The following is a 25,854-nucleotide window of genomic DNA, read 5'->3' as shown; positions in this document are numbered from 1 at the left end:
CAGAGCTTCCCCATCATAGAAGGACAATGTCAACTTCTGAGCACGATCGCTCTCAGTTGGGAAGCAGGCTAGAACTCAGAAAATAGTAAAGCAGGGTAACTGATAGCGACCCTGCTTTGGTGGAATCTAAGGCTGCTGAACGTTAGCGAACCGCAGGCTGGTAGACATCTGACTCCAACGGTTTAACCAAGTACAGCTTCAGGAGCTGCAGACCATTGGAGAGGTAGTAGGGGAGCTTCCGCAGCACTTTCACTGGCTTAGGTGCACTTGTTGCCTCGATTGCAGCCAACTGGTTGTTGTTGGCGATGCAGGTTTCAAGGCGATCGTAGAACTTGGGATGATCGACATCGAGAACCACTGGGAAGACCCGAGCTGAAGTCTCGTTGGTCTTGGCGATCACGTGGCGATCGTACTCACGGGCATCTAGGCCCAAGGCTTCGTAGAACTCTTTACGCTGGACGTCACGGATGTACATCGTTGCGAAGACTGCCAGCAGGAAGAAGCGGCACCAGAGTTTGGCAACAAAGCCACGCACCGTCGAAGGTTGAGCCTTCATCAGGGCGTCGAAGAAGTCACCGTGACGATTTTCGTCTTGGCACCAGTTCTCAAAGAACTTGAATATCGGGTAAATCCGATATTCCGGATGCTGCTCAAGGTGACGGAAGATCGTAATGTAGCGCCAGTAACCGATCTTCTCGCTCAGGTAGGTGGCATAGAAAATGTAGGCCGGTTTGAAGTAGGTGTACTTCTTATTAGCAGTCAGGAAGCCGAGGTCGAGCTGCAGATCAAAGTCGCTCATCGACTTGTTGAGGAAGCCAGCGTGGCGAGCTTCATCACGAGCCATCAACTCAAAGCATTCCGCCAAGAGCGGGTTACGGTTTTTGATGCGACGGCTGAGCTCTTTGTAGAGCAGGAAGCCAGAGAATTCGGAGGTGCAGGACTGCTCTAGGAATTCAACAAAGACCTTTTTGGTCTCTGGGTCCATGTCAGCGGCTGAACCATCAAACTCCGGCGTGCGGACAAAGTGTTTGCGGTTGTAGTCGGCGCGGAACTCCTCCAAGATGGCCCGTAGCTCATCCTCATTAGGCGAGAGATCCATCTTGGCCATCGCTTCAAAGTCAGTGGTGTAAAAGCGAGGCGTCAGGATTGTCTCTTTGGCAGGAGCCTTAATGCCCGGACGCAATTCTTCGAGTTCGGGTTTTTGGAGGGAATCAACCATAGCTGTGCTGGGAGTTGGTTGTGAAGTTCGCCTGAAATGGCCACAAGTCACTCACTGCCGTGTGAGAACTCCAGACCGTCTTCAGTCTATCAACGGCCTCTAAAGGGAAGGCCGACAGGGAGTGAAGAGTTACGACAAAGTGTTACATCTTTGTTAATTTTGCTCGAGCCATTTCTGACCGTTCAAACGCGAGAGGATGCGATTGAGCAGCAGGGGCAGGGTAATTTTGCGCTCATCGCCGAGGAAAGCTTCTAGGGTCGCTGGAGTAGCCTTGCCGTCGGCTAAGGAAAACACCTTGGGTGCAGTTAGGCTTTCTTCACTAAAACCCAGCAGGAAGCGCCGCTGGCCCTTGGCCCAAGATCCCTGCAACTGCCAACAGCGATCGCCCGTGACCGGCAGCGGAGCCTCAACAAATTGGAGGTCGAGATCGGCTAAGCCGCGATCGCTCAGGGCTTGCTGCACTGCGGGTAACAGATCAGTCTGGACAAACTCTTTAAAAGGTTTGTCTTCGAGGGCAGGGGGCTTTTCTTTTTTAGCTGCAGGCTTGGCTGCTGCTTCGGGGGTGGGGACGACTTGTTCTTCAGACATCGGGACTGATCGGGGGTGAGACAGGACAGCGTTGCGTTGATCTTACCGATCGCCGCTCCGCTACCAATCGTCTTTCTCAACAAAATCCCAATCGTCTTCCGTGGAAGTTGCTGATGGTGGCGCAGCGTTCGTGCGGCGGTTTGGGGAGGGCTCTGCAGCAGCAGAAGTTGGCGGTTTGATGACCCGGAAGCCTGTATCAATCACGCGTTCAGCCGGAGGGGAGGCCGATGCCTCAGGGCGAGGCGATCGCGGGGGCGGTGTCGCCTCTGCACTGGTTCGCGCCGACCAGCCTGCGGTTTCCCAAGGCTCGGGAGCGTCGGCAGCAGTGGAATTCCGGCGTTGTTGTTGCCCCCCAGCTTCTCGTCCCATGAAAGTCCAATCACCGCGTCGTCGCGATCGCGGTTCGGTAGCATTAGCCGCCGTTGCATTGGCTGGAGCCGCCCCTGCAGGCGATGCCAACCACCCCAGACAAAGGTGAAGGATAGCGCTAGTGAGCAAGCCGGCCGCAATCGCCAACACCAACCAGAGTCCCAAGGGTTGAGGACGAGTTTGCAGGGTCAAAAAGTAGACCGGCAGGCGCAGGCCGAGGTTACTGATCAACAGCAACACGCTCACCAGCGCGATCGCCAAAAATCCAAGTCCGAGCGCAGAGCGCATGACTAATCCTCGGCTAGATCAACATTGCCCTGCCAACGATTGAGAGGAACACAGTCCAACCCGAAGCAATCCAAGACGCGGGCCACCACAAAATCCACCAAATCGTCGATGGTTTGGGGTTGATGGTACCAAGCAGGAATCGCTGGCACGATCCGCGCCCCAGCTTCGGCCAAGGTGGTGAGGTTGCGCAGATGGATCAGGTTGAAGGGGGTTTCCCGTGGCACCACTGCTAAGCAGCGCCCTTCTTTGAGGTGGACGTCTGCCGATCGCTCGAGCAAATCGCTGCCGACCCCTGAGGCTAACTTGCCAACCGTACTCATGCTGCAGGGCAGGATGACCATGCCTCGCGTTCGAAAAGAACCGCTGGCAATGCGTGCACCGACATTGCTGCTGCGATGGCAGACCAGATGACCGCGATCGGGCACACCCGCTTGCTCGCGCCAAAACTTTTCTTGCAGCTCAGGTGCAGAGGGAAAGGGAATTTGGGATTCCGATCGCCAGACTTCAGCTGCAGCCCGAGAGGCGACAAGGTCAACCGCCAGATCTGCCAAGAGGAGGTGACGCAGAGCCCGGACCGCATAGATCATGCCCGAGGCTCCGCTGACCCCTAGCACGAGGGGAAGGGAATCGGTCGAACTCACAGCATCTCCAAGGGTTCGCGATCGGAGGTTTCCGACTGCGCTTCCGGCAAGGGCAGCACCCCAAGGTCAATTTGCTGGCGGTAGTAATCGACGTTGCGAATTTCCACCTCAACGCGATCGCCCAAACCAAACTGACGACGATTCTTGCGGCCAATCAACCGCTGCTGGCGCGATCGGTATTCGTACCAGTCGTCCTTGGGCGAGCTGACGTGAACCAGTCCCTCAACCTGCAAGGCTTCGATCTGAACAAAGAAGCCGTAGGATTGAACGCCCCGAATCACCCCAGCGAAAGTCTGACCAATGCAGGCCTTGGCGGCGGCCGCCTTCTGGAGCCCTTGGTAGTCTGCACTGGCTTCGGTAGCCCGTTTTTCGGCTTCGCTGAGCTGCTGCGCTAGGAGTTTCAGATCCGTTTCGAGTTCTGTCTGCACCTCCGGTGGCAGCACGCTCCAGTTGATCTGGCCGTGGCTGCTGCTGTGACGAATGTTGACGCCCTCTTTGCTGCGGCTAGAGCGGCGATCGCGACCCTGTTGGAATAGTGCCAAGATCACCCGCTGCAACCAGAGGTCGGCATAGCGCTGGCTTGGGGCAACAAAATGGCCATAGGTTTCTAGGCCGAGGCTGAAGTGGGGCACGGCCAGAGTACTGTAGAAGCTCGGCTTAAAGGTTTGCAGCAGCAGATGGTCAAGCAAGCTGGCCAGCTCGGAAGTCTGGGTCGCATCACTCAACTGCTGCAGCGCCAAGCGATTCAGTTCGGTCTCATTCTCATCAACTTCGATCGCCAGGCCCAAACCCGCTGCCAGCCGCTGGGCATCTTGAATGCTGCCGAGGTCGGGCGATCGCTGCCCAACGTAGAGCACTGGCAGCTCCAAGGCTTGCAGATGTTCCGTGACCAGACGATTGGCCTGAATCAGAATTTCTTGGACTGCTCCAGCGATCGCGGGCGATCGCGAGATAACGCCCAACGCCCCCTCGTCATTGCCGATCGCCGGCGTCACCGTCAGTTCAAAACCGCCCCGTTCCCGCCGTTGGGTTCGCCACAGATCAGCGATCGTCTGCAGCTCTTTAAGGGCTTTGATTCCTTCACCCTTTGCTTTGCTGTCAGCCAGTAAATCTGTTGCCTCAGCCGGAGACAGCACCTGATCGAGCTGCACCAAACTGGGTTGCAGTTCATAGTCCTGAACAGCTCCCGTCGCATCGACGCGGATCAGCAAGGAGACGGCGCGCCGATCCTCGCCCACAGCAAAGCGACCCACCCCTTGAGTCAGCACGGGCGGCAGGAAGGGCAAGGCCGTCTCGCCCAAACGCAGATCAATCCCGTGCCGCTGGGCTTCAAGATCCAAATCAGACTGCAGCGGCAGATAAGGAGCCACCTCAACGGTGTGAACCATCACTTGCCATCCACCAGATTCTCCCGGCTGCAGGCTCAGGGCAACGTCGAGCGGGCGGGAATCATCCGCTGCGATCGCCACCGTAAATACAGACCGCAAATCCAAGCGACCTTGAATGGCATTGGCATCCGCCGTTTGAGCCAAATCCGTCAGCGCTGCGATCGCCGCTTCACTCCAGTCGGCCGGCAGGTTGTGCTTACAACGAATTAGGTCGACTGGTGAAGCAGACTCGGGGTCACTGCCCAAAATCTGGGTTACTTTACCGACGGGGGGCAGTTGCGCCAAGGGATAGCGCTGAACCGCCACACTCGCCAGGTGATCACGATTGGCGGCTAAATCAAGGCCGTTACTCTCTAAATCAAGTTCACAGAGTAGGCGATCGTCGAGCGGGACGGCTCGGAAGCCCTCGCCTTCAGCTTTTTCAGTAATTCGTGCCAAGACGCTGCTGTTTGCCCGTTCCAGAATCAGCTTGACTTCCCCTTCCGGACTGCGACGGCGACTGCCCTCACGCAGCACGTTCACCAAAACGCGATCGCCATTCCAGGCATGATTGAGCTGATGCTCGCGGATGTAAATATCCTCCGCATCTTCAGCGTCTTGAATAGCAAAGCAAAAGCCTTTGCTCGAGCAACGCAACCGCGCCTCTACCCACTCGTTTTCTTCGTTGCGCCGGTATTTGCCTCGGTCTTTGGTCAACAGCCCTAAACGCTCCAAAGCGTCCAAAGCGTCCAAGATAATCTGCAATTTGCGGCTCTTGTCCTCGTCCTCACAGCCCAGTTTTTTTTCCAGCTGTTTTGGGGCAACAAACTTTCCTTCACTGAACTGAGTCAGAAGCGTGGCAATCGAGAAGTTCATCGAGTCGGGGATAGAGGTGGAGTTGAGGGGCGGCAATGGCCTGAAGCGGAGGGCCGATCGCGAAAGCGACAGTGACGACAGTTGGACAATACTGTCAGCTCAGACGAGGCTGCACCTGTGCCAATCCTTCGGGGCTGCCAATCTAAGGCAACGAGAATAGCCAGCCGGAGTAGACAGGTGAACCCTTGCGCGATTTGCTGACTCTCCTTGGGCTCAAGGGCGAAATCTTAAGCGATCGCTCTTAAAGACGGTGCAGACCAGCATCACGCAACAACGGCGTTTGTCTATTCTACGGTGCCCCTGCGATCGAGGCCGGTCTAGTTCGGCATCCGGCCGCTCTGGATGAAGCAAATCCGCTGGCCGACATTCGTGGCGTGGTCGGCCATCCGTTCAATGTGGCGGATCACCAGTACCAGCAAAACTGTTGCTTCTAGGTTGAATTGCGCCTGGGAATCGTGGACGAGGCGATCGTAGAGCGCGTCAAAATCTGCATCGACGGCATCATCTTTGTCTTTAATGGCTCGCCCCAGTTCCGCATCGATATTGGCGATCGCCGCCAGGCTCATGGCCAGCATCGAGCGCGATCGCTCCAGCATTAGCCCCACAGGCTCAATGATCGGATGGGGGGCTAGAGCAAACAGCCGAATCGCAATTTCGCCCAAGTTTTCGGCGTAGTCACCAATCCGCTCGAGGTCTCGCACGATCTGCATGAACGCACTCAAAATGCGCAGATCACGGCTAACGGGCGACTGGAGCGCCACCAGACTCAGACAGTCCTGCTCAATCTTGCGGTAGAGGGCATCGATCACCTGATCTTGCTGGTCGATCTGATCCGGTGCCGACAAATCCCGCTCGACCAGGGCTTGCCGAGCCAGCCAGCAAGAGTTTTCGACCAGTGCTCCCATGCGGAGGATGTCCTGTTGAACATCCTTCACCTGCTTCATGAAGCGAGTACGGGTCGATGGCAAGCCCTCGAAGGTGCTGTGGAACATGGGGTCGAGCAAGGTAGGGGATGAACCTCGAGTTGTTAAATGATGTGAAAAGCGCTGGTTTGACTCTTTTCGATCACGGAAAGTAATTAGCAATCTAGCGCTGAAATCGAGAGAGAGCCTGTAATGACTGATACTCAAGTCTTTGTCGCCCTACTCCTTGCCCTCGTGCCAGCTGTTTTGGCGTACCGTCTGGGCACCGAACTCTATCGCTAAAGCTATCGCTAGTCTGTCTGCGTTCACTACAATCACGACTGACTCTCTGGGAACCTCGGCGACCAGAGAGTTTTTGATTTAGGGCGCTAAAAAGCTTGGCACTCACTACTGAAACCCGCTAGAGTTTGGCCTACAAACGTCCAACCCTTCGATCGCATGGCTGCTGTTCCCAGAGTTCGCTCCACTTCCCATCGCGATCGCCCGCCTGTTGCGGTGGCCAAAACGTCGACCGCTGCAGCGGCTCCCTGCCTATGGCTTGAACCCACCCTCAAGCTGACCCTCTTGCTCGCTGTAGCCACATTGCTCAGTACATCGGGTCTGCGCCTGCTACAGTCTGCTTCGACTCGGCTTGAACGGTTACAAGAACTGGATGCAGAACTGCAACTGACGGAAAGACGGGTGCAGATCTTAAAAAACGATTTTGCGCGAGTCTTCTCGACCGCTGAAGCCCGAACCGTGATGCAAGAGCAGGGCAACTGGATTCAGCCGGGTCAGAAACGAATTGTGTGGCAGGAGTCCAGCCCCGAAACCAGTCGTTAGGATGGCGCATAGACCCCCTCTCTGCGTCCTGTTCCATGACTGCGATCGCTCTGCCTCTCGATGATTTAAGCCCCGAGAGTTACGTTGTTTTGGGCTTGGCAACTTGCTTCCTCAAGCAACCGGAGGGGATGCAAGAGCTGACAATTATTGAGCCAATCCCGGCGGCCGCGTTGGGTGCTTTGTTTGCGGGTGTGCCGACGGCCTATCAAACCGCGATCGCCACCACCCTCGCGGATTGGCTAGATCTGACGGATTGGCAACGGCCTAGGGATTGGCCGGAAACCGCGCAGCTCTGCTCCGACTTTCACGAACGCCTTTTGGCCGCGGCCAGAACGTATCGCCGCGACCCACAAACCCGTGAACGCTTGCCTTTGGGCGATCGCTACAGCGATTTCCAATATTCACTGGAACGCAAGCGCATCTTGAATGCAGCGCCGGTGGTGCGTCCTGAAGACAACGTCAAGCAGCACGCCTACACGCATCAAGTCCTATAACACCGCTTTCAGCCTGAGGAGGGGCGATCGCGGCATCTACTGAGATTTTGTCTGAGCGATCGCCTTTGATTGGATCGACTCAAGATTGATCCAACAAGTTTGGATAAACTTTGGGTCAGCAGCGAATCAGGTCTAAGTCATTGCGTGATCAGACCTTAACCTGAGTTCTAGCGATGATTCGCAGACTCAGTGAGTACCCAGTCCGGTCGCAGCACTTGGGCACCCCGCAAGTAGGGATGCTCGATCGGCGGCTGATCTTCGGGGCAGTTGAAATGCAGGAGCAGACGAATACAGCGCTCGAGACTGCCCTCCACATACATTTGCTGCACATCTAGCAGCGGCACATTCTGCCAGCCAGCCCGCTGACGAGCAACAGCAGCCGGAAACATGGCATCGAGGTCGCGAGTGACTGAGAAAGTCAGGCTGACAATATCGTCGGGGTTGAGAGGATTGCGGCGCTCCAGCTCGTCTAAAAGCTCACTGACTGCTTCGCGCATGGCTTCCGCCGTGTTTTCACGAACGGTGGTTGCACCTCGAATCGCTTTGACCCGCCACGACACGGCCTATCCTCCTGGGCAATCATCCCTCCAGAGTATCCCGTGATTCAGTCCAGACCTCAAGGACGGTAGAGCCAGAGCGGTTGGCCAGCGGCCGTCAGTTCAAATTCCAGCCAGTCAAGGCCAGCACCAACCTGCCCCAGCGGTAGCAACCGGCGAGTGAGAGGTTTCGGTTCTTCGATCGGAGCGAGGGTTGCTTTTTCAGGATCGAGTCCCACCAATTCCGCCGCCCAACGCCGAGCATCTTCTTCAGTGCCAAGGCGATCGATCAAGCCTAAACTCAGCGCTTGCTCACCGGTAAAAATTCGGCCATCGGCAAAGCTTTTGACGGTTTCTACGGTCAATTGCCGCGCATCAGCCACGGTTTGAACAAACTGCTGGTAGCTGATGTCGATCAAGTTTTGCAGAATCTCCTTTTCGTTGTCAGTTAGCTCGCGATCGAAGGAGAGGATGTCCTTATAGGGGCCAGACTTGATCACCTTGAAGGAGACGCCAACCCGATCGAGCAGGCGCTCAAGGTTGTTACCGCGCAAAATTACACCAATGCTGCCCGTGATCGTGCCGGGGTTGCTGACGATTTTGTCGGCTCCCATGCCGATGTAGACTCCGCCGGATGCCGAAATATTGCCAAAGCTAGCGATAACTTTGGTCTGATGCTGGCTGCGCAGTCGTTTTAGGGCTTCGTAGATTTCCTGGGAGTCACCGACGGTGCCGCCTGGGCTGTCAATCCGCAGCAGCAGTGCCGGATAGCCCCGTTCCGCCACAGTCTTCAGCGATCGCAACAACCGTTGACGGGTCCCACCGGCGATCGCTCCCGACACTTCGATGCGAGCAATTTGCTTGCGGGCACGACGCGGGAATGGCCAAACCATAGGGAACCCAAGAATGCTGAATTCTTCTGATTGTAGAAAATCCCCGCTAGGAGGGGAGCCGAAACCGGCGATCGCGGCCTTGTTAGAATGAGCGCCGACCTTTCCGCCATTGCTATGCCTGCTGCTGGGCCGCCTGCGCTTGCCAAAACTCCGCTTCTGCTGGCGCCCTTTTTCCTTTGGGGAACGGCCATGGTAGCCATGAAAGGTACGACCGACCACACCACTCCCCTCTTTTTGGCCACCGTGCGACTGTTGCCGGCTGGCATCCTGGTCCTGCTGGCTGCGGCTTGGTTGGGACGGCCCCAACCCCAGGGTTGGCGGGCTTGGGCCTGGATTGGGCTCTTTGGCCTGGTGGATGGCACCCTTTTTCAAGGATTTTTGGCTGAGGGGCTAACCCGCACCGGAGCAGGCATTGGTTCCGTCATGATCGATTCGCAGCCGCTGATCGTGGCGCTGCTGGCCTACTGGCTGTTCGGCGAGCGGATTGGCCTTTGGGGCTGGCTGGGGCTAGCGATCGGTATTGTCGGCATCAGCCTATTGGGGTTGCCTGAGACGTGGTTATTAGCCCTGGGCGATCGCCTCTTACAGGGGCTGCATATTCCCGTCCAGTTGGTTGGCCCCGCGATCGCAGAACTCTGGCCCACCGATCAAAGCTGGCTGAGCGCCCTCTTCAACAACGGTCGCTGGCTGATGTTGCTGGCAGCGCTTTCCATGGCTGTCGGCACCATCCTCAGTCGCTATGTCTCGCGCTGGGCCGACCCAATCGCGGCAACCGGCTGGCACATGATCGCTGGGGCTATTCCTTTGGTCTTGGGCAGCTGGAGCCTCGAAAGCCAACAGTGGCAGCAACTCGGCCTCAGTGACTGGCTGGCCTTGAGCTACGCCACCCTCTTCGGCAGTGCGATCGCCTACGGGCTATTTTTTTACTTTGCCGCCAGCGGCAGCTTGACAAGCCTGAGTGCGCTGACCTTTTTGACGCCGGTCTTTGCACTGTTATTTGGCAATCTCTTCTTGGGTGAAAAGCTGGGCATGATCCAATGGGTCGGGGTCAGCCTTAGCCTGGTCAGTATTTTGCTGATCAGTCAGCGGGATTGGTTGACAGCCCGAGGCTGGAAAACCCGACTCCAGCCCGCTGTTATCGATCCGGCTCTACCTGAAGTCCCCGATCGCTCAGCCCAGTAGCAGCATCCCCAGCTTTTCCTAACCGCGATCGCGCCAGCATCCCTCGGAGGCGTCTCTATGACTGCCCACCGTTTTCTGTTTGTATCAACACCCCGTCGGCCCCTTGGGGTCGGGGCGAGGGGGCGGTGTTGAACTGACCCTGCCCAATTTAGCCAAGGCTCTGACCCCAGCGAGGGGCACCAAGTCAGCGTGCTCGCGCCGGCTGGATCGGTGCTGCCCGATTTGCCGCTGGAAACGGTGCCTGGGACTTGGCAAAGCACGGCTCAAAGTCACGGGCGCGCCACTCCTGCTGAGATTCCTGCTGAGAGTGTTTTAGCCCGGCTCTGGGATCGAGCTCACCAGCAGCAAACCGACTTTGACCTGATCCTCAACTTCGCCTACGACTGGCTACCGCTATATCTGACGCCGTTTTTCAAGATGCCTGTCGCCCATTTGATCAGCATGGGATCCCTATCTGAGGTGATGGATCAGGCGATCGCCACAAGCCTCGATCGCTATCCCGGCAGCATCGCTGTCCACAGTCTGGCTCAGGCAGCAACCTTTCCCTTTGGCGATCGCTGCCTTTGTATCGGCAATGCCCTTGACCTAGCAGCCTATGGGTTTAACCCAGAGCCAGAGCCGGTCTTGGGCTGGGTAGGACGGATTGCACCAGAAAAGGGCCTAGAAGATGCCATTCAAGCCGCTCAACAGGCTGGCCTCCCGTTGCGGGTCTGGGGTGCCCTGACTGAACCCGACTATTGGCAACGACTCCAACAGCAGTTTGGCGATCGGGCCGTCAGCTATCAGGGCTTCGTCAGTACCGATGAGTTGCAACGTGGCTTGGGCCGCTGCCAAGGCCTGTTAATGACCCCAAAATGGGTGGAAGCCTTTGGCAACGTCGCCATTGAAGCCCTCGCCTGTGGCGTACCAGTGATAGCCTATGCCCGCGGCGGACCCTTGGAAATTATTGAGCAGGGCAAGAGTGGCTGGCTGGTAGAACCCGATCAACAGGCTGCTCTCGTCAACGCAATTGGGCAACTGTCTAGCCTCGATCGCGCTTACTGTCGAGCCCAAGCCGAAGCACGGTTTTCCTTGGCTGCGATGGGTCAACGTCTAGAAGCGTGGCTACTCCCCCTCTTGTCCCGAGCCCGAGGCTTCTAGTTGCGATCGCATTTCGGCATCGGGCAGTAGCGCCAGCAATTGCCCAGCCGTGACGGGGACTTCAATCACTTCGCTGAGGGCAGCCGCCAAGGCAACGCATTCAACCTCAATTTGGCGATCGGTCAATTCAGCTTGCCCTTCAAAAACCTTCCGCAGCAGGGCACTCCGATCAGCATCGGTACTGGGGAGGGCAGCAATCAGAGCATCGGTCAGCTCACTCAAGGTCTTGCGGGATTCCCGCGCCTGATCCGCCAAGAGGGTCCGCAGGTAACGCCCAAACCAAGGCACCAAATACTCGCGGGACTCATCTCCCTGCACATGCTCAAGGCTAGCTTCAAGGCGATCAAGCGCTCCCCGAATGGAGCTGATCAGCTCATGGGGTGGAACAGACCGCTGCTCGAGTTCTGGCTGGGTAAAGGTTTCATCCCCACTCAGAGTAGCGTCTAGCTGCTCTAGAGAGAGTTCAGCCAGCCGCGCTAGCCTTCGCATTAGGCCCCAACGAATTTCCCAAGGATCAATTTCCCCCGATTCATATTTGTTGATCAGGGTAGGCGAGACACCTAGTAACCGCGATAGCTTACGCTTCGAGAGGTTCTCAGGAGCAGGCAGCATATCTGCGAAAGGGCGCAGCGAGCGGCCTGCTAGGTTAGCGCGGATTTGTTGAACGAGGCGAGCAAGTCGCAAAGCTCGCTGCTGACTATCAATCTCGAAATTGCTCGAAGGCATCAACAACCGGCCAGGAAGAGTTTACAACCGTTCAATAATAATTCTCTCTAGGCAAGTTGGACAGTATTTAGGGCTAAAAAAGTACTAGATAGGGAAATCATCTTTTGTTTAGAAAGAGTGGCTTTTAAAATTTCCCAGCTTTGAGAATGATACGACACCAGGCACACCAGAGACCCTGCATTTAAACTCTGGGATCACTCGGTTGAAATCCTAGAGATAGGAGCCCAACTAAGGACTCCAGAACTCATAGTTGTCTCTTTAGTGCTGATTTAGGGTGAAGCGATTACAAAATTGACCAACTTGCCTGGAACAACGATCACTTTGCGGATTGTTTGACCGTCCAGCCAGCGTTGGGCAATCTCAGAATTCTTTGCCAACTGTTGGAGCTGATCGCGGTCGGCAGAGGCAGGTACGGTGATTGTGCCCCGCGTTTTACCCATAATTTGAATCACCAAAGGAATTTCATCGACGATGAGTGCCGATTCATCCAAGACGGGCCAGCCTTCAAGGTGCACCGATCGCTCGCCACCCAGCTGCTGCCAAAGTTCCTCGGCAATGTGAGGGGCAAAGGGTGCCAGCAGTAGTACTAATGTCTGCACGCCTTTCAGATAGGCCGGACTCCCAGGCATGGGTGCATCGTTAAGTGCATTGGTCAGCTTCATCAGCTCCGCAATCGCCGTATTGAGCTGATAATCTTCTTCCAGATCCTCAGTGAACGCTTGGATCGCCGTATGCACAGCGCGGCGCAGATCCTTTTCGGCCTTATCGTCTGCTGCGGTCGTTGCTTCGACTTGGCTGGCTGTTTGCACCAGACGCCAAACCCGGTTTAAGAAGCGGAATTGACCTTCAACATCGGCATCATCCCACTCCAAATCCTTCTCGGGCGGCGCTTTGAAGAGGATGAACATTCGCGCCGTATCGGCGCCATAGCGATCGAGGACTCGGGCTGGATCGACGCCGTTGTACTTCGACTTCGACATTTTCTCGAAGAAAACTTCGAGGCGATCGCCTGTATCAGGATCGACCGGCTGACTGGGATCGCTAATGCGATCGCTGGGCACGTACTTACCGGTCTTGGGATTTTTGTAGGTCAACCCCTGCACCATCCCTTGGGTCAGCAGCCGCTTAAATGGCTCATCGAAGCTGAGGAGGCCGCGATCGCGCAGCACTTTAGTGAAGAAGCGCGAGTAGAGCAGGTGCAGAATTGCATGCTCAATGCCGCCAACGTACTGATCCACCGGCAACCAGTCGTTGACCTTGTCCTTGGTGAAGGCAATTTCTGGATTGCTGGCGTCGCTGTAGCGAAGGTAGTACCAAGACGAACACATGAAGGTGTCCATCGTGTCGGTTTCGCGCCGCGCTGGTTTGCCACAACTTGGGCAAGTGGTCGTCACCCAATCTTCCAGTTGCGCTAGTGGCGAAGGGCCACGCCCGCTAAACTGCACCGAGTCAGGGAGCTGCACCGGCAGATCGGCTGCTGCCACAGGGCCGCAGTCGGGGCAATGGACAATCGGAATCGGGCAGCCCCAGTAGCGCTGACGGGAGATCAGCCAATCACGCAGGCGATATTGCACATGGGCTTGGCCCCAGCCTTGTTCTTCGGCAAAGGCGATGATCTTGGCTTTCGCTTCAGTTGAAGACAGACCATCGAACTGGCCGGAGTTGACCATCACACCCGCTTCAGTGAAGGGAGCCGGCCAAGGTTCCGCGATCGCGCCTTCTGTCGGTTGAATCACCGGCTGCACTGGCAGGCCATACCGCTGGGCGAAGGCAAAGTCGCGACTGTCGTGGGCAGGAACACCCATTACGGCACCCGTGCCGTACTCAACCAAAACGTAGTCGGCAATCCAGATCGGCACCGCCTGGCCCGTAAACGGATTAGTGACGAAGCCGCCCGTGGGCACGCCGCGTTTGGGGCGATCTTCTGCTGTCCGCTCTAGTTCGCTGGTTTGGCTGACTTCCGCTGCAAAGGCTGCCACTGCAGTTTGCTGTTCTGGCGTCGTTACCTGTGTCACCAACGGATGTTCCGGCGCCAGCACCACGTAGCTGACGCCGTAGACCGTATCGGGACGGGTCGTAAAGACTTTGACGCGATCGCTGGAATTGACGATCGGAAATTCCAGATAGGCACCGGTGGACTTCCCAATCCAGTTGGCCTGCATCAAGCGCACGCGCTCCGGCCAGCCAGTCAGCTGATCGAGGTCTTGCAGCAGCTCCTCGGCGTAGTCCGTGATTTTCAGGAACCATTGCTTGAGCTGGCGGCGCTCCACTTTGGCACCCGATCGCCACGATCGCCCCTCACTATCGACCTGCTCATTCGCCAACACAGTCTGATCAATCGGGTCCCAGTTAACCGTGGCTTCCTTCTGATAGGCCAGCCCCGCCTCAAAAAACTGCAGGAACAACCATTGCGTCCAGCGGTAGTAGTCCGGCGAGCAAGTCGTGACCTCGCGATCCCAGTCGTAGGACAATCCCAACTGCTTCAGTTGCTCGCGCATCTGCGCGACATTCTGATAAGTCCAATCGGCGGGTTGAACACCGCGATCGATCGCTGCATTCTCAGCGGGTAGACCGAAGGCATCCCAACCCATCGCATGCAGCACTCGGAAGCCTTGCCGGCGTTTGACCCGCGCGATCGCATCTGTGATGGTGTAGTTGCGCACATGGCCCATGTGCAAGTTCCCCGAAGGATAGGGGAACATCGACAGGGCATAAAACTTGGGGCGATCGTCCGCTTCGGGAGTGCGATCGAGCTGCGCAGCGGCCCAGGACTGTTGCCACTTCGTTTCAATTGCCTGGGGATCGTAGCGGCTGTCCACCGAAACTCCTTGGTATTCTTGCGAGCGTGAATTGGCACCATTTTGCATTTTCGCACAATGCCTCAGCAGTCCTCTCCAGCACCGCTCTCGGTCTTCGTCTACGGCACGCTGCAGCCAGGTCAGCATTACTATCAAGTGCTCAATCTGGAGCCATGGCTCGTTGCAGCCGTCCCCGCTCAAGTACCGGGGAGGGTCTATGCACTGCCAGCGGGCTATCCGGCCCTCACTGAAGAAGAGGGTTGGGTACGGGGCGTGCTTCTGCAGTTGCGATCGCCGGACCTCTTGGATCGACTCGATGATCTAGAAGGCTATGCTCCCAATCGCGATCGCAGTCTCAATCTTTATCAGCGCTGCTGGGAACCGGTCTACGACCTTCAGCAACAGCCACTCGGGGAAGCTTGGCTCTACCGCATGGCAATCGCAGAAGTGACACGTCAGGGGGGAATCGCTGTAGCAGATGGCTACTGGAGCGCAGCAATTCAGGCCGAACTCTGGGGCCAGAGCCTGTGATTAGCGGCGGCTGGCCGGCAGAAATGCAGCCGGTTTGACCCGATTGTTGGGATTGCGGGGCAGTTCGATCACCGGTTCATCCAGCGCCAAGAAAAGCGGCTCACCCGTAGGATAAGGAGCCATCACCGGATCGCGATTGGTAGCGGTACGAACACTGAATTCAGGCACTAAAGAATTACCGACTGCCACTGCTACCATCGCCGCCAAACCAGTCGGAATGGCCCAACGTTGCCAGCGGCGACGACGGACTCGGGGATCAGCAAAGACAGCCGCCGCGATCGCTTCGGCACTGCGATCGCTACTGATCACAGCCGATCGCTGCCGCGACCAGACCTGCTGCAGCTTTCGCAGTTGGGCAAAGGTGGCTTGAGCATCCGCATCTTCTGCGAGCCACTGCTCAACCTGTTTCCGTTCAGTAGCCGTGACAGCATTGTCGAGATAGGCGCTCAACAGTTCAAAACATGGCTCTGAGGTCCGTTCGAAGGATCGTTGCTCAGACACAGGCGTCAACCTCTGGGTTTGCGTTCACAGCTTTTAGCCCTAATTCCTATCCTAAACAGGACGACAAGGAAGTTTAGGGCTTCTTAGAAGAGTTTTAGATAACCGCTGAGTTGGTCTTGGAGACGCTGGCGGGCGCGGGCGATGCGAGATTTCACAGTCCCGAGAGAAACCCCCGTTGCGGCAGCAATCTCTTCGTAGGCCAAGCCTTCGATTTCGCGCAGCACGATCGTGGTGCGGAAACTTTCAGGCAACCCCGCGATCGCTCGCCGCAATTCGTTGTAGAACTCTTGTTTTTCCAACTCCTCGTCTGGGCCTGCCTGCTCGGTTGGCAGTTCCCAATCCAGCTGATCGTTGCCGATTAGGCGGGGGGCATCCAGCGAGAGGGCCGGCTGGCGACGCTTGCGCCGCCGCAGCTCGTCGTAGAACAAGTTAGTGACAATGCGGCTGAGCCAGCCTTTGAAGCTGCGAGGTTCCTGCAGATTTTTGAGATTGCGATAGACGCGAATCCAGACTTCCTGCACCAGATCAGCCCGATCTTCCCAGTCGGGCGCTAGGTGATAGATCAGGCGCTCCACGTGGTTTTGGTAGCGCCGCACCAGCTCCGTAAACGCAAGGCGATCGCTGGGCTGTTTTTGGCAGCGCAGCACCAGTTCATCGAGCGGAAGCTGATCAGCGGAGAGGGGCAAGCGAGAACCTGTAGCCTCGGAATTAGACCAAGTACAGGGAACAGATGCAGTCATGAACTCAGACGCCTGTCAATTGCAGCTTTTGACGACTCTGGGCTGCAAAAGTTCCCTGTCATGGGGTCATCCTGCCATGTTGCTGCGGGGTTGAGCGATGCCTCAGAGCCAGTCTATGGGCAGTCCCTTAAACGGGAAGGCGCGATCGCTCGGCTTAGTCAATCCGCTTGGCATCTGCCCTGGACTGGCAACAGTAGCCGATCGCGGTGCCACTGGGATGTGGGCTGGGCAACCAAGAGGTTCTAGCTCACCCAGACAGGAGTTAGAGCTAGTGAGATAGTTGTCGGTACAGGAAAAAGGCAGGCAGGCTAATCGTCGGGAGCCAGCATCTGCAACAGCGGTGCCACTTGCAGGAGTAGTGGCTGGCGATCGCGACCGACCTCTGTACTTGGCCCCGACGATCGCAAACCAAAACCCAAGGAGATAGCTTCGCTAACCCGTGCTGCAATCAGAGCTTGATACTGCTGCAGGCCCAGCTGGCGGAGGGTTTGAGCCTGATCGAGGCTGGTGGCGTAAAGCGGCGGCAAGCGATTGAGGGCGTGGACGACGATCGCAGGCAGATCAAGGGTGACTTCCTCGCGCAACTCAAAGGCACTCACTTGAGCGATCGCTTCTGAGAAAACCAGCTCTTCCATCAGGTTGAATAGCTGCTGCCGAGGCACCACGATCACTTCGCCGCTGCGCAGAGCACTAATCAAACGGCGCAAGGCCAACTGCTGCAGTTCCGACAGCGCCGTTGCTTGATCGCAGACTTGGTTGACGCTGGCTTCGAGGGCTGGCGTCAGAAAGCCCAGACGCAGAGCTTCATCCACGCACTGTTCTAAGGCGATCGTCATCAGTTCAGTCCTCGCTGTAACCATGGTGTGGGATCTACCGATTCACCCAGCACATAAAAGCCCCAGTGCAGGTGCGGGCCCGTAAAAGCGCCCGTATTGCCTACGGTGCCAATGACGTCGCCGGCCTGGACAAACTGGCCTTCGCGAACGTTGATGCGGTTGAGGTGAATCAGAATGCTGGCAATGCCCTGACCATGGTCAATACCGATCGTGTTGCCATGGACTTCAAAGCCCTGTTGCTCGTAGCCGACCAAGGCGATCCGGCCAGCCGCAGGCGCTCGCACTGGAGTTCCGGTGGCATCGGCGTAGTCAAGACCGCGATGGAAGTAGTCTTCAGCAAACACGCCGTTGTAGTAGCGGCGCACGCCATAGCCCGTGGAGATGCGACCAGGGGCTGGGCGGCGCAAGGGGCCAGTCCAGAATAGTTCCGGCGTAATCAGTGCCTTGAAGGCATCAACACGATCGAACTCGAAGTCTGTGCCCAAGTCGGACTTACCAGGCGGCAGCCAGATCCGCTGCACCGGAAAACTGCGGCGTGCCACTTCGATCGGGATGCGGCGCGCTTGGGTCGCTCCTTGCACCGTTAGTAAATAGCCGCCGGTTTTCAGAACAGGTGTTGTCGGAATTAGGGCGCGATACTGGCCTGCACCGATCCCAAATACAGGAATTGTGCGGGGGCCAAAGCGCACTTGAGGCGGCGTTTCAGCCGAGGACTGGATGCTGACTTGCAGGGTTTCGCCCTGTCGCGGTGCCAGCGGCGTCACGGTTGCCGTCAGCACGTCGGTGGGCTGAACAATCACTGGTGTGAGCGCCACCACTGAGAGAAATGAGGGGAGCAGAGGACGCAGCATGATGGAGTTCCCGATCGCGTAAGCCAGCAGTGATTTCGCGAAGACTGAGTCGGGCGATCGCCTCTAGAGGAGGGGTCGCAGCGACACGAGCGCCGCTCGCCACAGGATCACCGTTTCTTCTTGAGGGGTTTTGAGGCAGAGGCAGTCTGGGTCTTGCCAGAGCAGCCGCGCCTGCCAGATATCACCGCTGTTGAGTTTGACTTCTAGAAATACCTGCTCGCGAATGTATTGCTGTAGAAGTCGAACACTGGGCAGGCTGGTATCGAGCAAGGCCACAGAAATTGTAGGGAGCGCTAGCGACCGCAGCTTAGCACCCTGACCCCACCTCTGCAGCGATTGCAGCAAATCCAAGGCCACGATCGCCGTAGGATCGAGACCGTGGTTTGTCCCCAGCAGTTATGTCTCTGCAGTTCGCGAAATATCACGGTCTTGGCAATGATTTCATCCTGGTGGACAACCGCGAGTCTGGGGAACCAAGGCTAACCCCGGAGCAAGCAGTGCAGGTCTGCGATCGCAACTTTGGGGTCGGTGCGGACGGCGTCATTTTTGCGCTGCCCGGCAGCGGCGACAGCGACTATGTCATGCGGATCTTTAACTCTGACGGTTCAGAACCGGAGATGTGCGGCAACGGCATCCGCTGTTTGGCCAAATTTTTGAGCGAGCTGGATGGCGGGGCTCAATCCCGCTATCGCATTGCTACCGGTGCTGGCTTGATTGTGCCAACGCTAACCGAGACTGGCTTAGTCACTGTCGATATGGGGCCGGCTTACCTCAAACCAGTTGAAATCCCGACGACGCTGACAGGTACTGGCGATCGTGTCGTCGAAGCAGACTTGGAAGTAGGCGATCGCCCTTGGAAGGTCACAACCGTCAGCATGGGTAACCCCCACTGCATTACCTTCGTCGAGGATGTTGCGGCCGTTCCCTTAGCGGAGATCGGGCCACTGTTTGAGCATCATCCTGTCTTTCCCCAGCGCACCAATACTGAGTTTGTCGAGGTTGTCCGGCCCGACTACCTGAAGATGCGCGTCTGGGAGCGAGGGGCTGGCGCAACCCTAGCCTGTGGAACCGGAGCTTGTGCCACCTTGGTCGCGGCTGTCCTGACCGGTCGGAGCGATCGCCAAGCGACGGTGGAACTTCCGGGCGGGCCGCTACAAATTGAATGGCGAGAAGACGGTCATCTGTTTATGACTGGCCCGGCAGTTAAGGTGTTCAGCGGTAGCATGGAACTAGCTGCCTAATTGCTGCCAATCATGTCGGAGCCTGCCAGCGTCAACTGTGCCGTGGATTGTCTTGAGGGATGCGTCTTGGGCGATCGATGCCCGGGTCGACCGTTTCAGGAGGATGCTGAGCGCTTCATCCGCGAGACGCCCTTGGATCAAATGCTGGAAATGGCAGCTGAGGCCGTGCGGCGGCGTCAGCTTGAGCGCCTCAGTGGCAATGGTGGGCCGCAGTGGGTGTTTCCTGAAGACGGCATTCGTCCCGACGATTTCTAGCGTTCCGACTGGCTCCATTTCCGTCAGCGAAGGACGGTAAGGACAGAACCTGTATGTCAACCTACTTGGACTACAGCGCCACGACCTCGATGCGGCCTGAGGTTTTGGAGCGTTTCACGGCCGTTGCCCAAGAGCAGTGGGGCAATGCAGCTAGCTTGCACCAGTGGGGTAATCGCGCAGCCCTCGTGCTAGAGCGATCGCGCCAGCAGGTCGCGGCCCTGATCCAAGCGGAACCGGAGGCAATCGCCTTTAGCTCCGGCGGTACGGAATCGGATAACTGGGCAATTCTCAGTCCCTATCTTGCAGACCCGCGGCCGGGGCATCTGATCATCTCCGCCGTCGAACATTCCGCGATCGCTCGGCCAGCCGCTTGGCTAGAGCAACGGGGCTGGCAGGTAACGCGCTTGCCGGTTGATCGTAGCGGCCGCATTCAACCCGCGGATCTGGCCAGTGCGGTTCGCCCAGACACCCGCCTGATCTCAGTGATCTGGGGTCAAAGCGAAGTCGGAACGATCCAACCGATCGCAGAGCTTGCCGCGATCGCTCGTGAACATGGCATCCTCTTCCACACCGACGCGGTCCAAGTAGCGGGACGTTTACCGATCGATGTGCAGCGGCTGCCGATCGATTTGCTCTCGCTCTCCAGCCATAAACTCTACGGTCCCCAAGGAGTTGGGGCACTCTACATTCGGCCAGGTGTTGAGTTAGCGCCCCTCCTGCAGGGTGGGAATCAAGAAAGTGGCCTGCGCTCGGGAACGCCACCGATTGCTGCGATCGCGGCCTTTGGTGAAGCCGCCCAGCTTGCCGCCGCCGAACTCCCCCACGAGACGGCGCGCCTCCAATCCCTGCGCGATCGCCTCATTGCGGTACTGGCCACCGAACCCCGTCTCAGGCTGACAGGTGACCCCATCCAGCGGCTGCCCCATCATGCCAGTTTTATCGCCCGAGGTGGCACAACTGGGACCAGTCAACAGCTGGTACGAGCCATGAATCGGCTGGGTTTTGGCATCAGTGGCGGTTCTGCTTGCAACAGTGGCCGCAGCCAGCCCAGTCCCGTCCTGCTAGCCATGGGGTATAGTCCCCAAGAAGCCTTGGCAGGTATTCGTTTCAGCCTGGGTCGATCGACCCAGTTGGCTGAGGTAGAAGCGGCGGCGATCGCCCTGCGATCGGCGCTCCACAGCTTGCCCCAAGCCTCGTTGTTGTCTCCGGCCTAACTGGATTGCTTATGCTGGCTTTTCCCGCCGATCTTGAAACCGCTGTCGAACAGGCCAAGGAGGCAGCCCAGCGGGCCCTTGCCGCCGGATTGACCCGCATTCAAGTTGACCTAGCGATCCCAGAGCTCAAAATTCAGCCGATCGCTTGGCAGTTTTTAGCGGCTTTCCTCGACCGAGGAGCTAAGCTGCGGGTCTTCTTCCCCGATCCGGGCGCTGCGGCCCTAGCTCGGCGTGATTGGGGAGAGCTACCGTTTTCAGTGCGGGGCATGGAGGAGCTGAAAGCAGCCGTACAGCCCGAGGAAGAGCTGTTTATTTTCATTGAGCCCTCGTCGGTTGAAGTCCAGCGGTTGGAACAACTCTGTCAAGAGATTGGCGATCGCCCCGTGATCTTGTTGAACCCGCGATTGGAGGATGTGGCCACCATTGGCATTGGCTATGCAGCGCGGCAACTGCGGGAACGCTTTCTGAATCAGTGGCAGTCGGCTTACTACCTCTCGCCTTTGGAAGGGGCCGCCATTTTTCAGGCCTACCCGCAGCGCTGGCAGGTGTGGCAAGAAACCGACACTGGCTATGAGCTGCTGCAGGAATATGACCAACGACCCAACGGGGAAGACCTCGATCGGCTCTTTGCCGGCCTTGCCCCCGTGGATGTCGAGGTGCCCCTTGGGGTGGCAGCTCCAACAGCCCCTACGCGACCGAGTCGTGGCGGTCTCTTGAACGAATTACAACGCTTTCTCCGAGCCCTCGGGAGCTGATCGACCATGGCAGGCCGACGACTGATTATTGGCGATGTGCATGGGCATTACCGCAGTCTCTATCGCTTGCTAGAGCTGGCTGACCCAGATACCGATGATCAGGTCTATTGCCTGGGTGATTTGATCGATCGCGGCCCTGACAGTGCCAAGGTCGTTGCCCTCGTGCGATCGCAGGGCTACACGAGTTTGATGGGCAACCACGAGCACTTGCTGTCCCAAGTGCTGGCCTTCCCTGACTTATCAGAACTGCGATTGCATTGGTTCCAAGCTGGTGGTCAGGCAACTTTAGCCAGTTTTGGCAGCTGGGAAGCTCTTGAAGAGTTGCGACCGTGGCTGCAACAACTGCCGCTCTATCTAGACTTAGGCGAGATTTGGCTCGTGCATGCCGGCGTCGATCCTGACCTGCCGTTGAGCCGCCAAGATGCCAACGAGTTTTGCTGGATTCGCGATCAATTTTTAGCGCGATCGCAGCCATTTTTTGCCAACAAAACGATTTTGGTGGGCCACACAATCACCTGCACCATGGCGGGCATCCAGCCGGGCTATGTAGCAGCGGGTGCCGGATGGTTGGGGCTAGATACGGGGGTCTATCACCCCAGAAGCGGCTGGCTAACGGCTCTGGACTGGGACAACCAGCGGGTGTTTCAAGTTCAGGCCCAGAGCAATGAAACGCGTGTCTGCGATTTGGCAGAGCGCCTCCAGACCGTGTTGTCCAATCCAGCAAAGGGTCGGCGATCGCTCCTACGATACCCTCGCGATCAGGTCAGTCCTAGTTAGCGATCGGTTAGGTCCCAAGGACAGTTGAGCCGAAGCGAAGAGCATCGACTGATGCCAATCCTCGCTTCTGCGGCTCTGACGACCGATTCGACAACAACCGTTCAAGCTTGAACCCAACACAGTCGCGATCGCTGGGTCGTCAATTCCATCGGTCTCTGCCGGACGATGTGCCCAAGCACGCTCGAGCGGTAGAATAGCGCCCGACGCTTCAGAGCTCCAGCATGGCTATTCTCGATTCCCAAGGTCGTCTTTTTGGCCGGTTTAGCCTGATCGATCTGGGCGCTGGGATCATTTTGGTTGCAGCGATCGCAGGGATTTTCCTCTCGCCAACCCTGACGACTTCTGTCGCCCAAGTCACCGGACAGCGTCAAGCCCTGCAGGTGGACGTGATGATTCGCGGGCTCACCGCCAAGAATCCCACTGCGCTCTTTGCCACGATTGAGAAAGAGGCCAAAACCAATCTGATCATCCGCAACCAGCCCTACGGTCAGATCGATTTAGTTAGTATCCAGCCCTTGCCGCGATCGGTTCTGGTGCCCCAGCCCGATGGCGGAGTCAAGGCGCTACCCGATCCTCGCCCTGAGCAGGCCTACACCAGCGATACGATCATCACCTTGGCGGGGCAAGCCCAACCAACGCCCGATGGCTATGTTTTGGGGAACGTCAAGCTGAAGGTGGGCACCCCAATTGAACTCGAGGGCAAAGACTATCGGTTTGGCGGCAGTGTGATTGACATTCGTCCGGTTCAACCCTGAGAAACCTTGTGAACTTCCCGATCGCAGCTGAGTCGTCCCTCCCCCAACGGAAAGCTGAACATCTCCAACTCTGTCTTGAGGCTGGAGTCGAAAGCCCCGAGGTGACGACCGGGTTGGAGCGCTATCGTTTCCAGCATTGTGCGCTGCCAAATTTGAGTCTGCAGGCGCTGGACCTAGGGACGCAGTTCTTGGGGCGATCGCTGGGGGCACCGCTGCTGATCTCGTCGATGACCGGCGGAACCGAAACCGCGCAGCGGATCAACTGTCGTTTGGCGATCGCGGCGCAGAAGTATCGGCTCGCCATGGGTGTGGGTTCCCAACGGGTAATGCTGCGGCAGCCTGAGACCACGCCAACCTTTGACGTACGGGATCTGGCGCCCGATATTTTGCTGCTTGCCAACCTTGGCGCCGTGCAACTCAACTACGGTGTGACGCCAGCAGAGGCTCAGCAGCTAGTCGATCGCCTCGGTGCAGATGCCCTGATTCTCCATCTCAACCCACTCCAGGAATGTATTCAGGCAGAAGGCGATACAGACTTTCGCGGGCTACTGGGTCGGATTGGGGAACTCTGCGCCGCCCTGAGCGTCCCTGTCATCGTCAAAGAAGTGGGTAATGGCCTCTCAGCCATGGTGGCAGCGCAACTGTTATCCGCTGGCGTAGCGGCACTGGATGTGGCCGGTGCGGGCGGCACCTCTTGGTCACGCGTGGAAGGCCAACGGGCAGTGGATCCGTTGCTGCGTCGCTTGGGCGATCGCTTTGGGGATTGGGGCATTCCCACAGCCGAGAGTTTGCAACAAGTCCGCCAAGTCAGTGCCACCGTACCGTTGATTGCCTCTGGCGGGATTCGTCACGGCCTCGATGCAGCCAAGGCGATCGCTCTCGGCGCTGATTTAGTCGGCCTCGCGCGCCCCTTCTTGGTCGCGGCAGACCAATCGGAAGAGGTACTCGATCAGTGGATTACCGAATTATTGGCCGAGCTGCGCATCGTGCGTTTCTGCACCGACAGTGGCGATTGGGCAGCGCTGCGGCGACCGGGGGTCTTGCGACCCTGCTGATTGGCTTGCTGGCTTGGAGCTTGTGTCCGGCAGCCCTACCAGCGCGACTTGAAGCCTTGCTCCGGCAAGACCGATCGGTGCGCTGGAGTATCGCGATCGCGGATTTGGACGGGCGATCGCTATTTCGCTACCGGGCTGCCGAAGCACTGATTCCTGCCTCAAACCAAAAGCTCCTGACCACGATTGCAGCCCTGAATCGGCTCGGTCCAGACGCCCGCTTACAAACCCGCCTCTGGCTGCAACCCAGTCGCCAAACCCTCATTGTGGAAGGGGCAGGCGACCCCAGCTTCGATCGCGCTGGCATCAATGCGCTAGCCGCAACTGTCCCCAGCGATCGCTACAACCAACTGATTGGTCTGGACGACCCAGCCAGCAGCTATTGGCCAGCAGCCTGGTCTGGTCTCGATCGCCTGCAGGGCTACGGTGCGCCCCTCAATCGCCTCATTTTTCTAGAAAACGCCCACCAGCTAACGCTCCAACCCCGCAGTTTGGGCCAACCGCTGGGGGTGTTGTGGGAAGATCCCCTCGATCGCCAGCGCTGGCAGGTCCGCAATCGATCGCGAACCGTCTCCAGCCAAGCAGCGGAGTTTATCAATCTCGATCGCGATCCCCAACGCCCCATCCTGACTGTGGCGGGACAACTGCGAGCTGGCTCCGAATCTGAGGCCGTCGCGATCGCCGCCACTCAACCGGGGCAGCGCTTCCTGGAAGCTTTGCAAATCCGCCTTGGTACTGCCGGGAGTTCCATCTCCACAGTTTCGCTCCAAACCAACTGGCCCAGCGGCGATCGCATCCTCTTGACCACCGTGGAATCGCCGCCCCTACGAGAGTTAATCCGCACCACCAATGAGGACAGTCAAAACCTCTACGCTGAAGCGCTGCTGCGGTGGATCGGACGAAGCGGGCAACCGGATCCTGTGCGCGATCGCCGAGCCGCTGATCAAGCAGAATTAGGTCGTGCCCTCCAAGCGATCGGGATCTCAACGACTGGGCTCGTCGTGGATGACGGCTCAGGCTTATCCCGCCGCAATCGCGTCAGCGCCCAAACATTGCTAGAGGCGCTTCTCTGGCAGGTGCAACAACCCACTAATCAGGCCCTGCGCGACTCTCTACCGATCGCTGGCTCCAGCGGGACGTTACGCCGCCGCTTTGCCAATAGTCCGCTCCGTGGACGAGTTCAAGCCAAAACCGGTTTTCTCACGGGGGCAGCGGGACTCTCCGGCTTTATTGATTTACCGAACTACGGTCCGATCGCCTTCAGCATCTTGGCCAATCAGCCCAACGCCACTAGCCTCACGAGCCGCATCGATCGCCTTGTCAATGCGATCGCGCCGCTCACTCGTTGCGATCGCTGAATTGACCCATAGGCAGCCAACGCCAGCCGCTTGAGATGGATGAATCAGCTATTAGCATTGGACGAAAAACAGTCAGCAATGGCTAGAGATATCATTTTCGGCTGATTTTAAAATGCAATTACTGTT

The 25,854-nt window shown here is 57.7% G+C and carries 30 protein-coding genes; 15 read left to right on the top strand and 15 right to left on the bottom strand.

Annotated elements, in window-relative coordinates; translation table 11 throughout:
- Positions 1 to 142: 142 nt before the first annotated feature.
- From acsF to phoU, 6 genes are all read right to left on the bottom strand, one after another.
- Positions 143 to 1,219 (bottom strand): magnesium-protoporphyrin IX monomethyl ester (oxidative) cyclase, encoded by a 1,077-nt coding sequence (acsF, locus tag SYC_RS11590; RefSeq protein WP_011244498.1) that lies wholly within the window; start codon positions 1,217 to 1,219, stop codon positions 143 to 145.
- 153 nt (positions 1,220 to 1,372) lie between these two features.
- Positions 1,373 to 1,807, bottom strand: coding sequence for a DUF2996 domain-containing protein (locus SYC_RS11585; RefSeq protein ID WP_011244497.1), 435 nt, complete (start codon positions 1,805 to 1,807; stop codon positions 1,373 to 1,375).
- Between the two features lie 60 nt (positions 1,808 to 1,867).
- Positions 1,868 to 2,464 (bottom strand): hypothetical protein, encoded by a 597-nt coding sequence (locus SYC_RS11580; RefSeq protein WP_011244496.1) that lies wholly within the window; start codon positions 2,462 to 2,464, stop codon positions 1,868 to 1,870.
- Between the two features lie 2 nt (positions 2,465 to 2,466).
- A complete protein-coding gene (locus SYC_RS11575) occupies positions 2,467 to 3,051 on the bottom strand; it encodes a flavin prenyltransferase UbiX (RefSeq protein ID WP_199290572.1) in 585 nt (194 codons plus the stop codon).
- Between the two features lie 50 nt (positions 3,052 to 3,101).
- A complete protein-coding gene (locus SYC_RS11570; RefSeq protein WP_011244494.1) occupies positions 3,102 to 5,348 on the bottom strand; it encodes a ribonuclease R family protein in 2,247 nt (748 codons plus the stop codon).
- 317 nt (positions 5,349 to 5,665) lie between these two features.
- Positions 5,666 to 6,340: a phosphate signaling complex protein PhoU gene (gene phoU, locus SYC_RS11560; RefSeq protein ID WP_011244493.1), complete on the bottom strand. Its 675-nt coding sequence runs from the start codon at positions 6,338 to 6,340 to the stop codon at positions 5,666 to 5,668.
- A 123-nt stretch (positions 6,341 to 6,463) separates the two neighbouring features.
- Here phoU and psaM point away from each other — a divergent pair, with 123 nt between their 5' ends.
- The 3 genes from psaM (at position 6,464) to SYC_RS11545 (ending at position 7,587) form a co-directional block, all read left to right on the top strand.
- A complete protein-coding gene (gene psaM, locus SYC_RS11555) occupies positions 6,464 to 6,553 on the top strand; it encodes a photosystem I reaction center subunit XII (RefSeq protein ID WP_011244492.1) in 90 nt (29 codons plus the stop codon).
- Between the two features lie 156 nt (positions 6,554 to 6,709).
- Positions 6,710 to 7,093 carry a hypothetical protein gene (locus tag SYC_RS11550; protein WP_011244491.1) on the top strand — a complete coding sequence of 128 codons (384 nt, stop codon included), beginning with the start codon at positions 6,710 to 6,712 and terminating at the stop codon, positions 7,091 to 7,093.
- Between the two features lie 35 nt (positions 7,094 to 7,128).
- Complete coding sequence (locus SYC_RS11545; protein ID WP_011244490.1) at positions 7,129 to 7,587, top strand: hypothetical protein; 459 nt, start codon at positions 7,129 to 7,131, stop codon at positions 7,585 to 7,587.
- Positions 7,588 to 7,754: 167 nt separating this feature from the next.
- Here the strand turns inward: SYC_RS11545 and aroH are convergent, their stop codons facing one another.
- Both aroH and sppA read right to left on the bottom strand, forming a co-directional pair.
- A complete protein-coding gene (gene aroH / locus SYC_RS11540; protein ID WP_011244489.1) occupies positions 7,755 to 8,147 on the bottom strand; it encodes a chorismate mutase in 393 nt (130 codons plus the stop codon).
- 56 nt (positions 8,148 to 8,203) lie between these two features.
- Positions 8,204 to 9,016 carry a signal peptide peptidase SppA gene (gene sppA / locus SYC_RS11535; RefSeq protein WP_011244488.1) on the bottom strand — a complete coding sequence of 271 codons (813 nt, stop codon included), beginning with the start codon at positions 9,014 to 9,016 and terminating at the stop codon, positions 8,204 to 8,206.
- Positions 9,017 to 9,130: 114 nt separating this feature from the next.
- Here sppA and SYC_RS11530 point away from each other — a divergent pair, with 114 nt between their 5' ends.
- Entirely contained in the window at positions 9,131 to 10,198 is a 1,068-nt protein-coding gene (locus SYC_RS11530) for a DMT family transporter (protein WP_173282532.1), read from the top strand.
- Positions 10,199 to 10,387: 189 nt separating this feature from the next.
- Positions 10,388 to 11,338, top strand: a complete 951-nt coding sequence (locus tag SYC_RS11525; RefSeq protein ID WP_011244486.1) for a glycosyltransferase family 4 protein — start codon at positions 10,388 to 10,390, stop codon at positions 11,336 to 11,338.
- Here the strand turns inward: SYC_RS11525 and SYC_RS11520 are convergent.
- Both SYC_RS11520 and leuS read right to left on the bottom strand, forming a co-directional pair.
- A complete protein-coding gene (locus SYC_RS11520; protein ID WP_011244485.1) occupies positions 11,303 to 12,064 on the bottom strand; it encodes a helix-turn-helix domain-containing protein in 762 nt (253 codons plus the stop codon). The two genes, SYC_RS11525 and SYC_RS11520, sit on opposite strands and share 36 nt — an antisense overlap.
- A gap of 269 nt (positions 12,065 to 12,333) precedes the next feature.
- Entirely contained in the window at positions 12,334 to 14,931 is a 2,598-nt protein-coding gene (gene leuS / locus SYC_RS11515; protein ID WP_011244484.1) for a leucine--tRNA ligase, read from the bottom strand.
- Between the two features lie 9 nt (positions 14,932 to 14,940).
- On the opposite strand from leuS, the gene SYC_RS11510 reads away from it, so the two are divergent.
- Complete coding sequence (locus tag SYC_RS11510) at positions 14,941 to 15,393, top strand: gamma-glutamylcyclotransferase family protein (RefSeq protein WP_011244483.1); 453 nt, start codon at positions 14,941 to 14,943, stop codon at positions 15,391 to 15,393.
- Here the strand turns inward: SYC_RS11510 and SYC_RS11505 are convergent, their stop codons facing one another.
- On the bottom strand, positions 15,394 to 15,894 hold the full coding sequence (locus SYC_RS11505; protein ID WP_011244482.1) for an anti-sigma factor family protein: 501 nt from the start codon (positions 15,892 to 15,894) through the stop codon (positions 15,394 to 15,396).
- A gap of 83 nt (positions 15,895 to 15,977) precedes the next feature.
- Positions 15,978 to 16,634, bottom strand: a complete 657-nt coding sequence (locus tag SYC_RS11500; RefSeq protein ID WP_011244481.1) for a sigma-70 family RNA polymerase sigma factor — start codon at positions 16,632 to 16,634, stop codon at positions 15,978 to 15,980.
- A gap of 90 nt (positions 16,635 to 16,724) precedes the next feature.
- Between SYC_RS11500 and SYC_RS14065 the strand changes: the two genes are divergently transcribed.
- Positions 16,725 to 16,880 (top strand): hypothetical protein, encoded by a 156-nt coding sequence (locus tag SYC_RS14065; protein ID WP_206740565.1) that lies wholly within the window; start codon positions 16,725 to 16,727, stop codon positions 16,878 to 16,880.
- A 62-nt stretch (positions 16,881 to 16,942) separates the two neighbouring features.
- Here SYC_RS14065 and SYC_RS11495 read toward each other — a convergent pair whose 3' ends face one another.
- The 3 genes from SYC_RS11495 to SYC_RS11485 all read right to left on the bottom strand — a co-directional run bounded on the left by SYC_RS11495 (position 16,943) and on the right by SYC_RS11485 (position 18,597).
- Positions 16,943 to 17,470 (bottom strand): late competence development ComFB family protein, encoded by a 528-nt coding sequence (locus tag SYC_RS11495; protein ID WP_011378241.1) that lies wholly within the window; start codon positions 17,468 to 17,470, stop codon positions 16,943 to 16,945.
- Positions 17,470 to 18,321: a M23 family metallopeptidase gene (locus tag SYC_RS11490; RefSeq protein ID WP_011244479.1), complete on the bottom strand. Its 852-nt coding sequence runs from the start codon at positions 18,319 to 18,321 to the stop codon at positions 17,470 to 17,472. The genes SYC_RS11495 and SYC_RS11490 overlap by 1 nt, the downstream gene beginning before the upstream one ends.
- 63 nt (positions 18,322 to 18,384) lie before the next feature.
- A complete protein-coding gene (locus tag SYC_RS11485) occupies positions 18,385 to 18,597 on the bottom strand; it encodes an Hfq-related RNA-binding protein (RefSeq protein ID WP_231621395.1) in 213 nt (70 codons plus the stop codon).
- A 122-nt stretch (positions 18,598 to 18,719) separates the two neighbouring features.
- Here SYC_RS11485 and dapF point away from each other — a divergent pair, with 122 nt between their 5' ends.
- The 8 genes from dapF (at position 18,720) to dacB (ending at position 25,728) form a co-directional block, all read left to right on the top strand.
- The gene (dapF, locus tag SYC_RS11480) at positions 18,720 to 19,562 is read left to right on the top strand and encodes a diaminopimelate epimerase (RefSeq protein WP_011244477.1); all 843 of its coding nucleotides are present in this window, start codon (positions 18,720 to 18,722) and stop codon (positions 19,560 to 19,562) included.
- Between the two features lie 12 nt (positions 19,563 to 19,574).
- Positions 19,575 to 19,817, top strand: a complete 243-nt coding sequence (locus SYC_RS11475; RefSeq protein ID WP_011244476.1) for a hypothetical protein — start codon at positions 19,575 to 19,577, stop codon at positions 19,815 to 19,817.
- Between the two features lie 53 nt (positions 19,818 to 19,870).
- Entirely contained in the window at positions 19,871 to 21,031 is a 1,161-nt protein-coding gene (locus SYC_RS11470; protein WP_011244475.1) for a cysteine desulfurase family protein, read from the top strand.
- 11 nt (positions 21,032 to 21,042) lie between these two features.
- Positions 21,043 to 21,786: a DUF1995 family protein gene (locus tag SYC_RS11465; RefSeq protein WP_011244474.1), complete on the top strand. Its 744-nt coding sequence runs from the start codon at positions 21,043 to 21,045 to the stop codon at positions 21,784 to 21,786.
- A gap of 6 nt (positions 21,787 to 21,792) precedes the next feature.
- Positions 21,793 to 22,563, top strand: coding sequence for a metallophosphoesterase family protein (locus SYC_RS11460; RefSeq protein ID WP_011244473.1), 771 nt, complete (start codon positions 21,793 to 21,795; stop codon positions 22,561 to 22,563).
- Between the two features lie 221 nt (positions 22,564 to 22,784).
- A complete protein-coding gene (locus tag SYC_RS11455) occupies positions 22,785 to 23,318 on the top strand; it encodes a DUF4330 domain-containing protein (RefSeq protein WP_011244472.1) in 534 nt (177 codons plus the stop codon).
- Positions 23,319 to 23,326: 8 nt separating this feature from the next.
- On the top strand, positions 23,327 to 24,373 hold the full coding sequence (gene fni, locus SYC_RS11450) for a type 2 isopentenyl-diphosphate Delta-isomerase (RefSeq protein ID WP_011244471.1): 1,047 nt from the start codon (positions 23,327 to 23,329) through the stop codon (positions 24,371 to 24,373).
- Entirely contained in the window at positions 24,271 to 25,728 is a 1,458-nt protein-coding gene (gene dacB, locus SYC_RS11445; protein ID WP_011244470.1) for a D-alanyl-D-alanine carboxypeptidase/D-alanyl-D-alanine endopeptidase, read from the top strand. Before fni ends, dacB begins: the two co-directional genes overlap by 103 nt.
- Positions 25,729 to 25,854: the final 126 nt, after the last annotated feature.

Origin of the sequence: Synechococcus elongatus PCC 6301, from assembly GCF_000010065.1 — a bacterium.
GTDB classification, from domain to species: domain Bacteria; phylum Cyanobacteriota; class Cyanobacteriia; order Synechococcales; family Synechococcaceae; genus Synechococcus; species Synechococcus elongatus.
This window is presented reverse-complemented; position numbering and strand designations above follow the sequence as displayed.

Bases quoted from the DNA above. Each gene is read 5' to 3' on its own strand.
- SYC_RS11510 (WP_011244483.1), top strand. From the start codon at position 14,941: ATGCCTCAGCAGTCCTCTCCAGCACCGCTCTCGGTCTTCGTCTACGGC.
- SYC_RS11580 (WP_011244496.1), bottom strand. From the start codon at position 2,464: ATGCGCTCTGCGCTCGGACTTGGATTTTTGGCGATCGCGCTGGTGAGC.
- SYC_RS11575 (WP_199290572.1), bottom strand. From the start codon at position 3,051: ATGATCTATGCGGTCCGGGCTCTGCGTCACCTCCTCTTGGCAGATCTG.
- SYC_RS11500 (WP_011244481.1), bottom strand. From the start codon at position 16,634: ATGACTGCATCTGTTCCCTGTACTTGGTCTAATTCCGAGGCTACAGGT.
- SYC_RS11475 (WP_011244476.1), top strand. From the start codon at position 19,575: ATGTCGGAGCCTGCCAGCGTCAACTGTGCCGTGGATTGTCTTGAGGGA.
- SYC_RS11520 (WP_011244485.1), bottom strand. From the start codon at position 12,064: ATGCCTTCGAGCAATTTCGAGATTGATAGTCAGCAGCGAGCTTTGCGA.
- SYC_RS11470 (WP_011244475.1), top strand. From the start codon at position 19,871: ATGTCAACCTACTTGGACTACAGCGCCACGACCTCGATGCGGCCTGAG.
- leuS (WP_011244484.1), bottom strand. From the start codon at position 14,931: ATGCAAAATGGTGCCAATTCACGCTCGCAAGAATACCAAGGAGTTTCG.
- acsF (WP_011244498.1), bottom strand. From the start codon at position 1,219: ATGGTTGATTCCCTCCAAAAACCCGAACTCGAAGAATTGCGTCCGGGC.
- SYC_RS11465 (WP_011244474.1), top strand. From the start codon at position 21,043: ATGCTGGCTTTTCCCGCCGATCTTGAAACCGCTGTCGAACAGGCCAAG.
- sppA (WP_011244488.1), bottom strand. From the start codon at position 9,016: ATGGTTTGGCCATTCCCGCGTCGTGCCCGCAAGCAAATTGCTCGCATC.
- SYC_RS11530 (WP_173282532.1), top strand. From the start codon at position 9,131: ATGCCTGCTGCTGGGCCGCCTGCGCTTGCCAAAACTCCGCTTCTGCTG.
- psaM (WP_011244492.1), top strand. From the start codon at position 6,464: ATGACTGATACTCAAGTCTTTGTCGCCCTACTCCTTGCCCTCGTGCCA.
- SYC_RS11495 (WP_011378241.1), bottom strand. From the start codon at position 17,470: ATGACGATCGCCTTAGAACAGTGCGTGGATGAAGCTCTGCGTCTGGGC.
- SYC_RS11550 (WP_011244491.1), top strand. From the start codon at position 6,710: ATGGCTGCTGTTCCCAGAGTTCGCTCCACTTCCCATCGCGATCGCCCG.
- SYC_RS11455 (WP_011244472.1), top strand. From the start codon at position 22,785: ATGGCTATTCTCGATTCCCAAGGTCGTCTTTTTGGCCGGTTTAGCCTG.
- SYC_RS11460 (WP_011244473.1), top strand. From the start codon at position 21,793: ATGGCAGGCCGACGACTGATTATTGGCGATGTGCATGGGCATTACCGC.
- SYC_RS11490 (WP_011244479.1), bottom strand. From the start codon at position 18,321: ATGCTGCGTCCTCTGCTCCCCTCATTTCTCTCAGTGGTGGCGCTCACA.
- SYC_RS11585 (WP_011244497.1), bottom strand. From the start codon at position 1,807: ATGTCTGAAGAACAAGTCGTCCCCACCCCCGAAGCAGCAGCCAAGCCT.
- SYC_RS11570 (WP_011244494.1), bottom strand. From the start codon at position 5,348: ATGAACTTCTCGATTGCCACGCTTCTGACTCAGTTCAGTGAAGGAAAG.
- dapF (WP_011244477.1), top strand. From the start codon at position 18,720: ATGTCTCTGCAGTTCGCGAAATATCACGGTCTTGGCAATGATTTCATC.
- phoU (WP_011244493.1), bottom strand. From the start codon at position 6,340: ATGTTCCACAGCACCTTCGAGGGCTTGCCATCGACCCGTACTCGCTTC.
- SYC_RS11545 (WP_011244490.1), top strand. From the start codon at position 7,129: ATGACTGCGATCGCTCTGCCTCTCGATGATTTAAGCCCCGAGAGTTAC.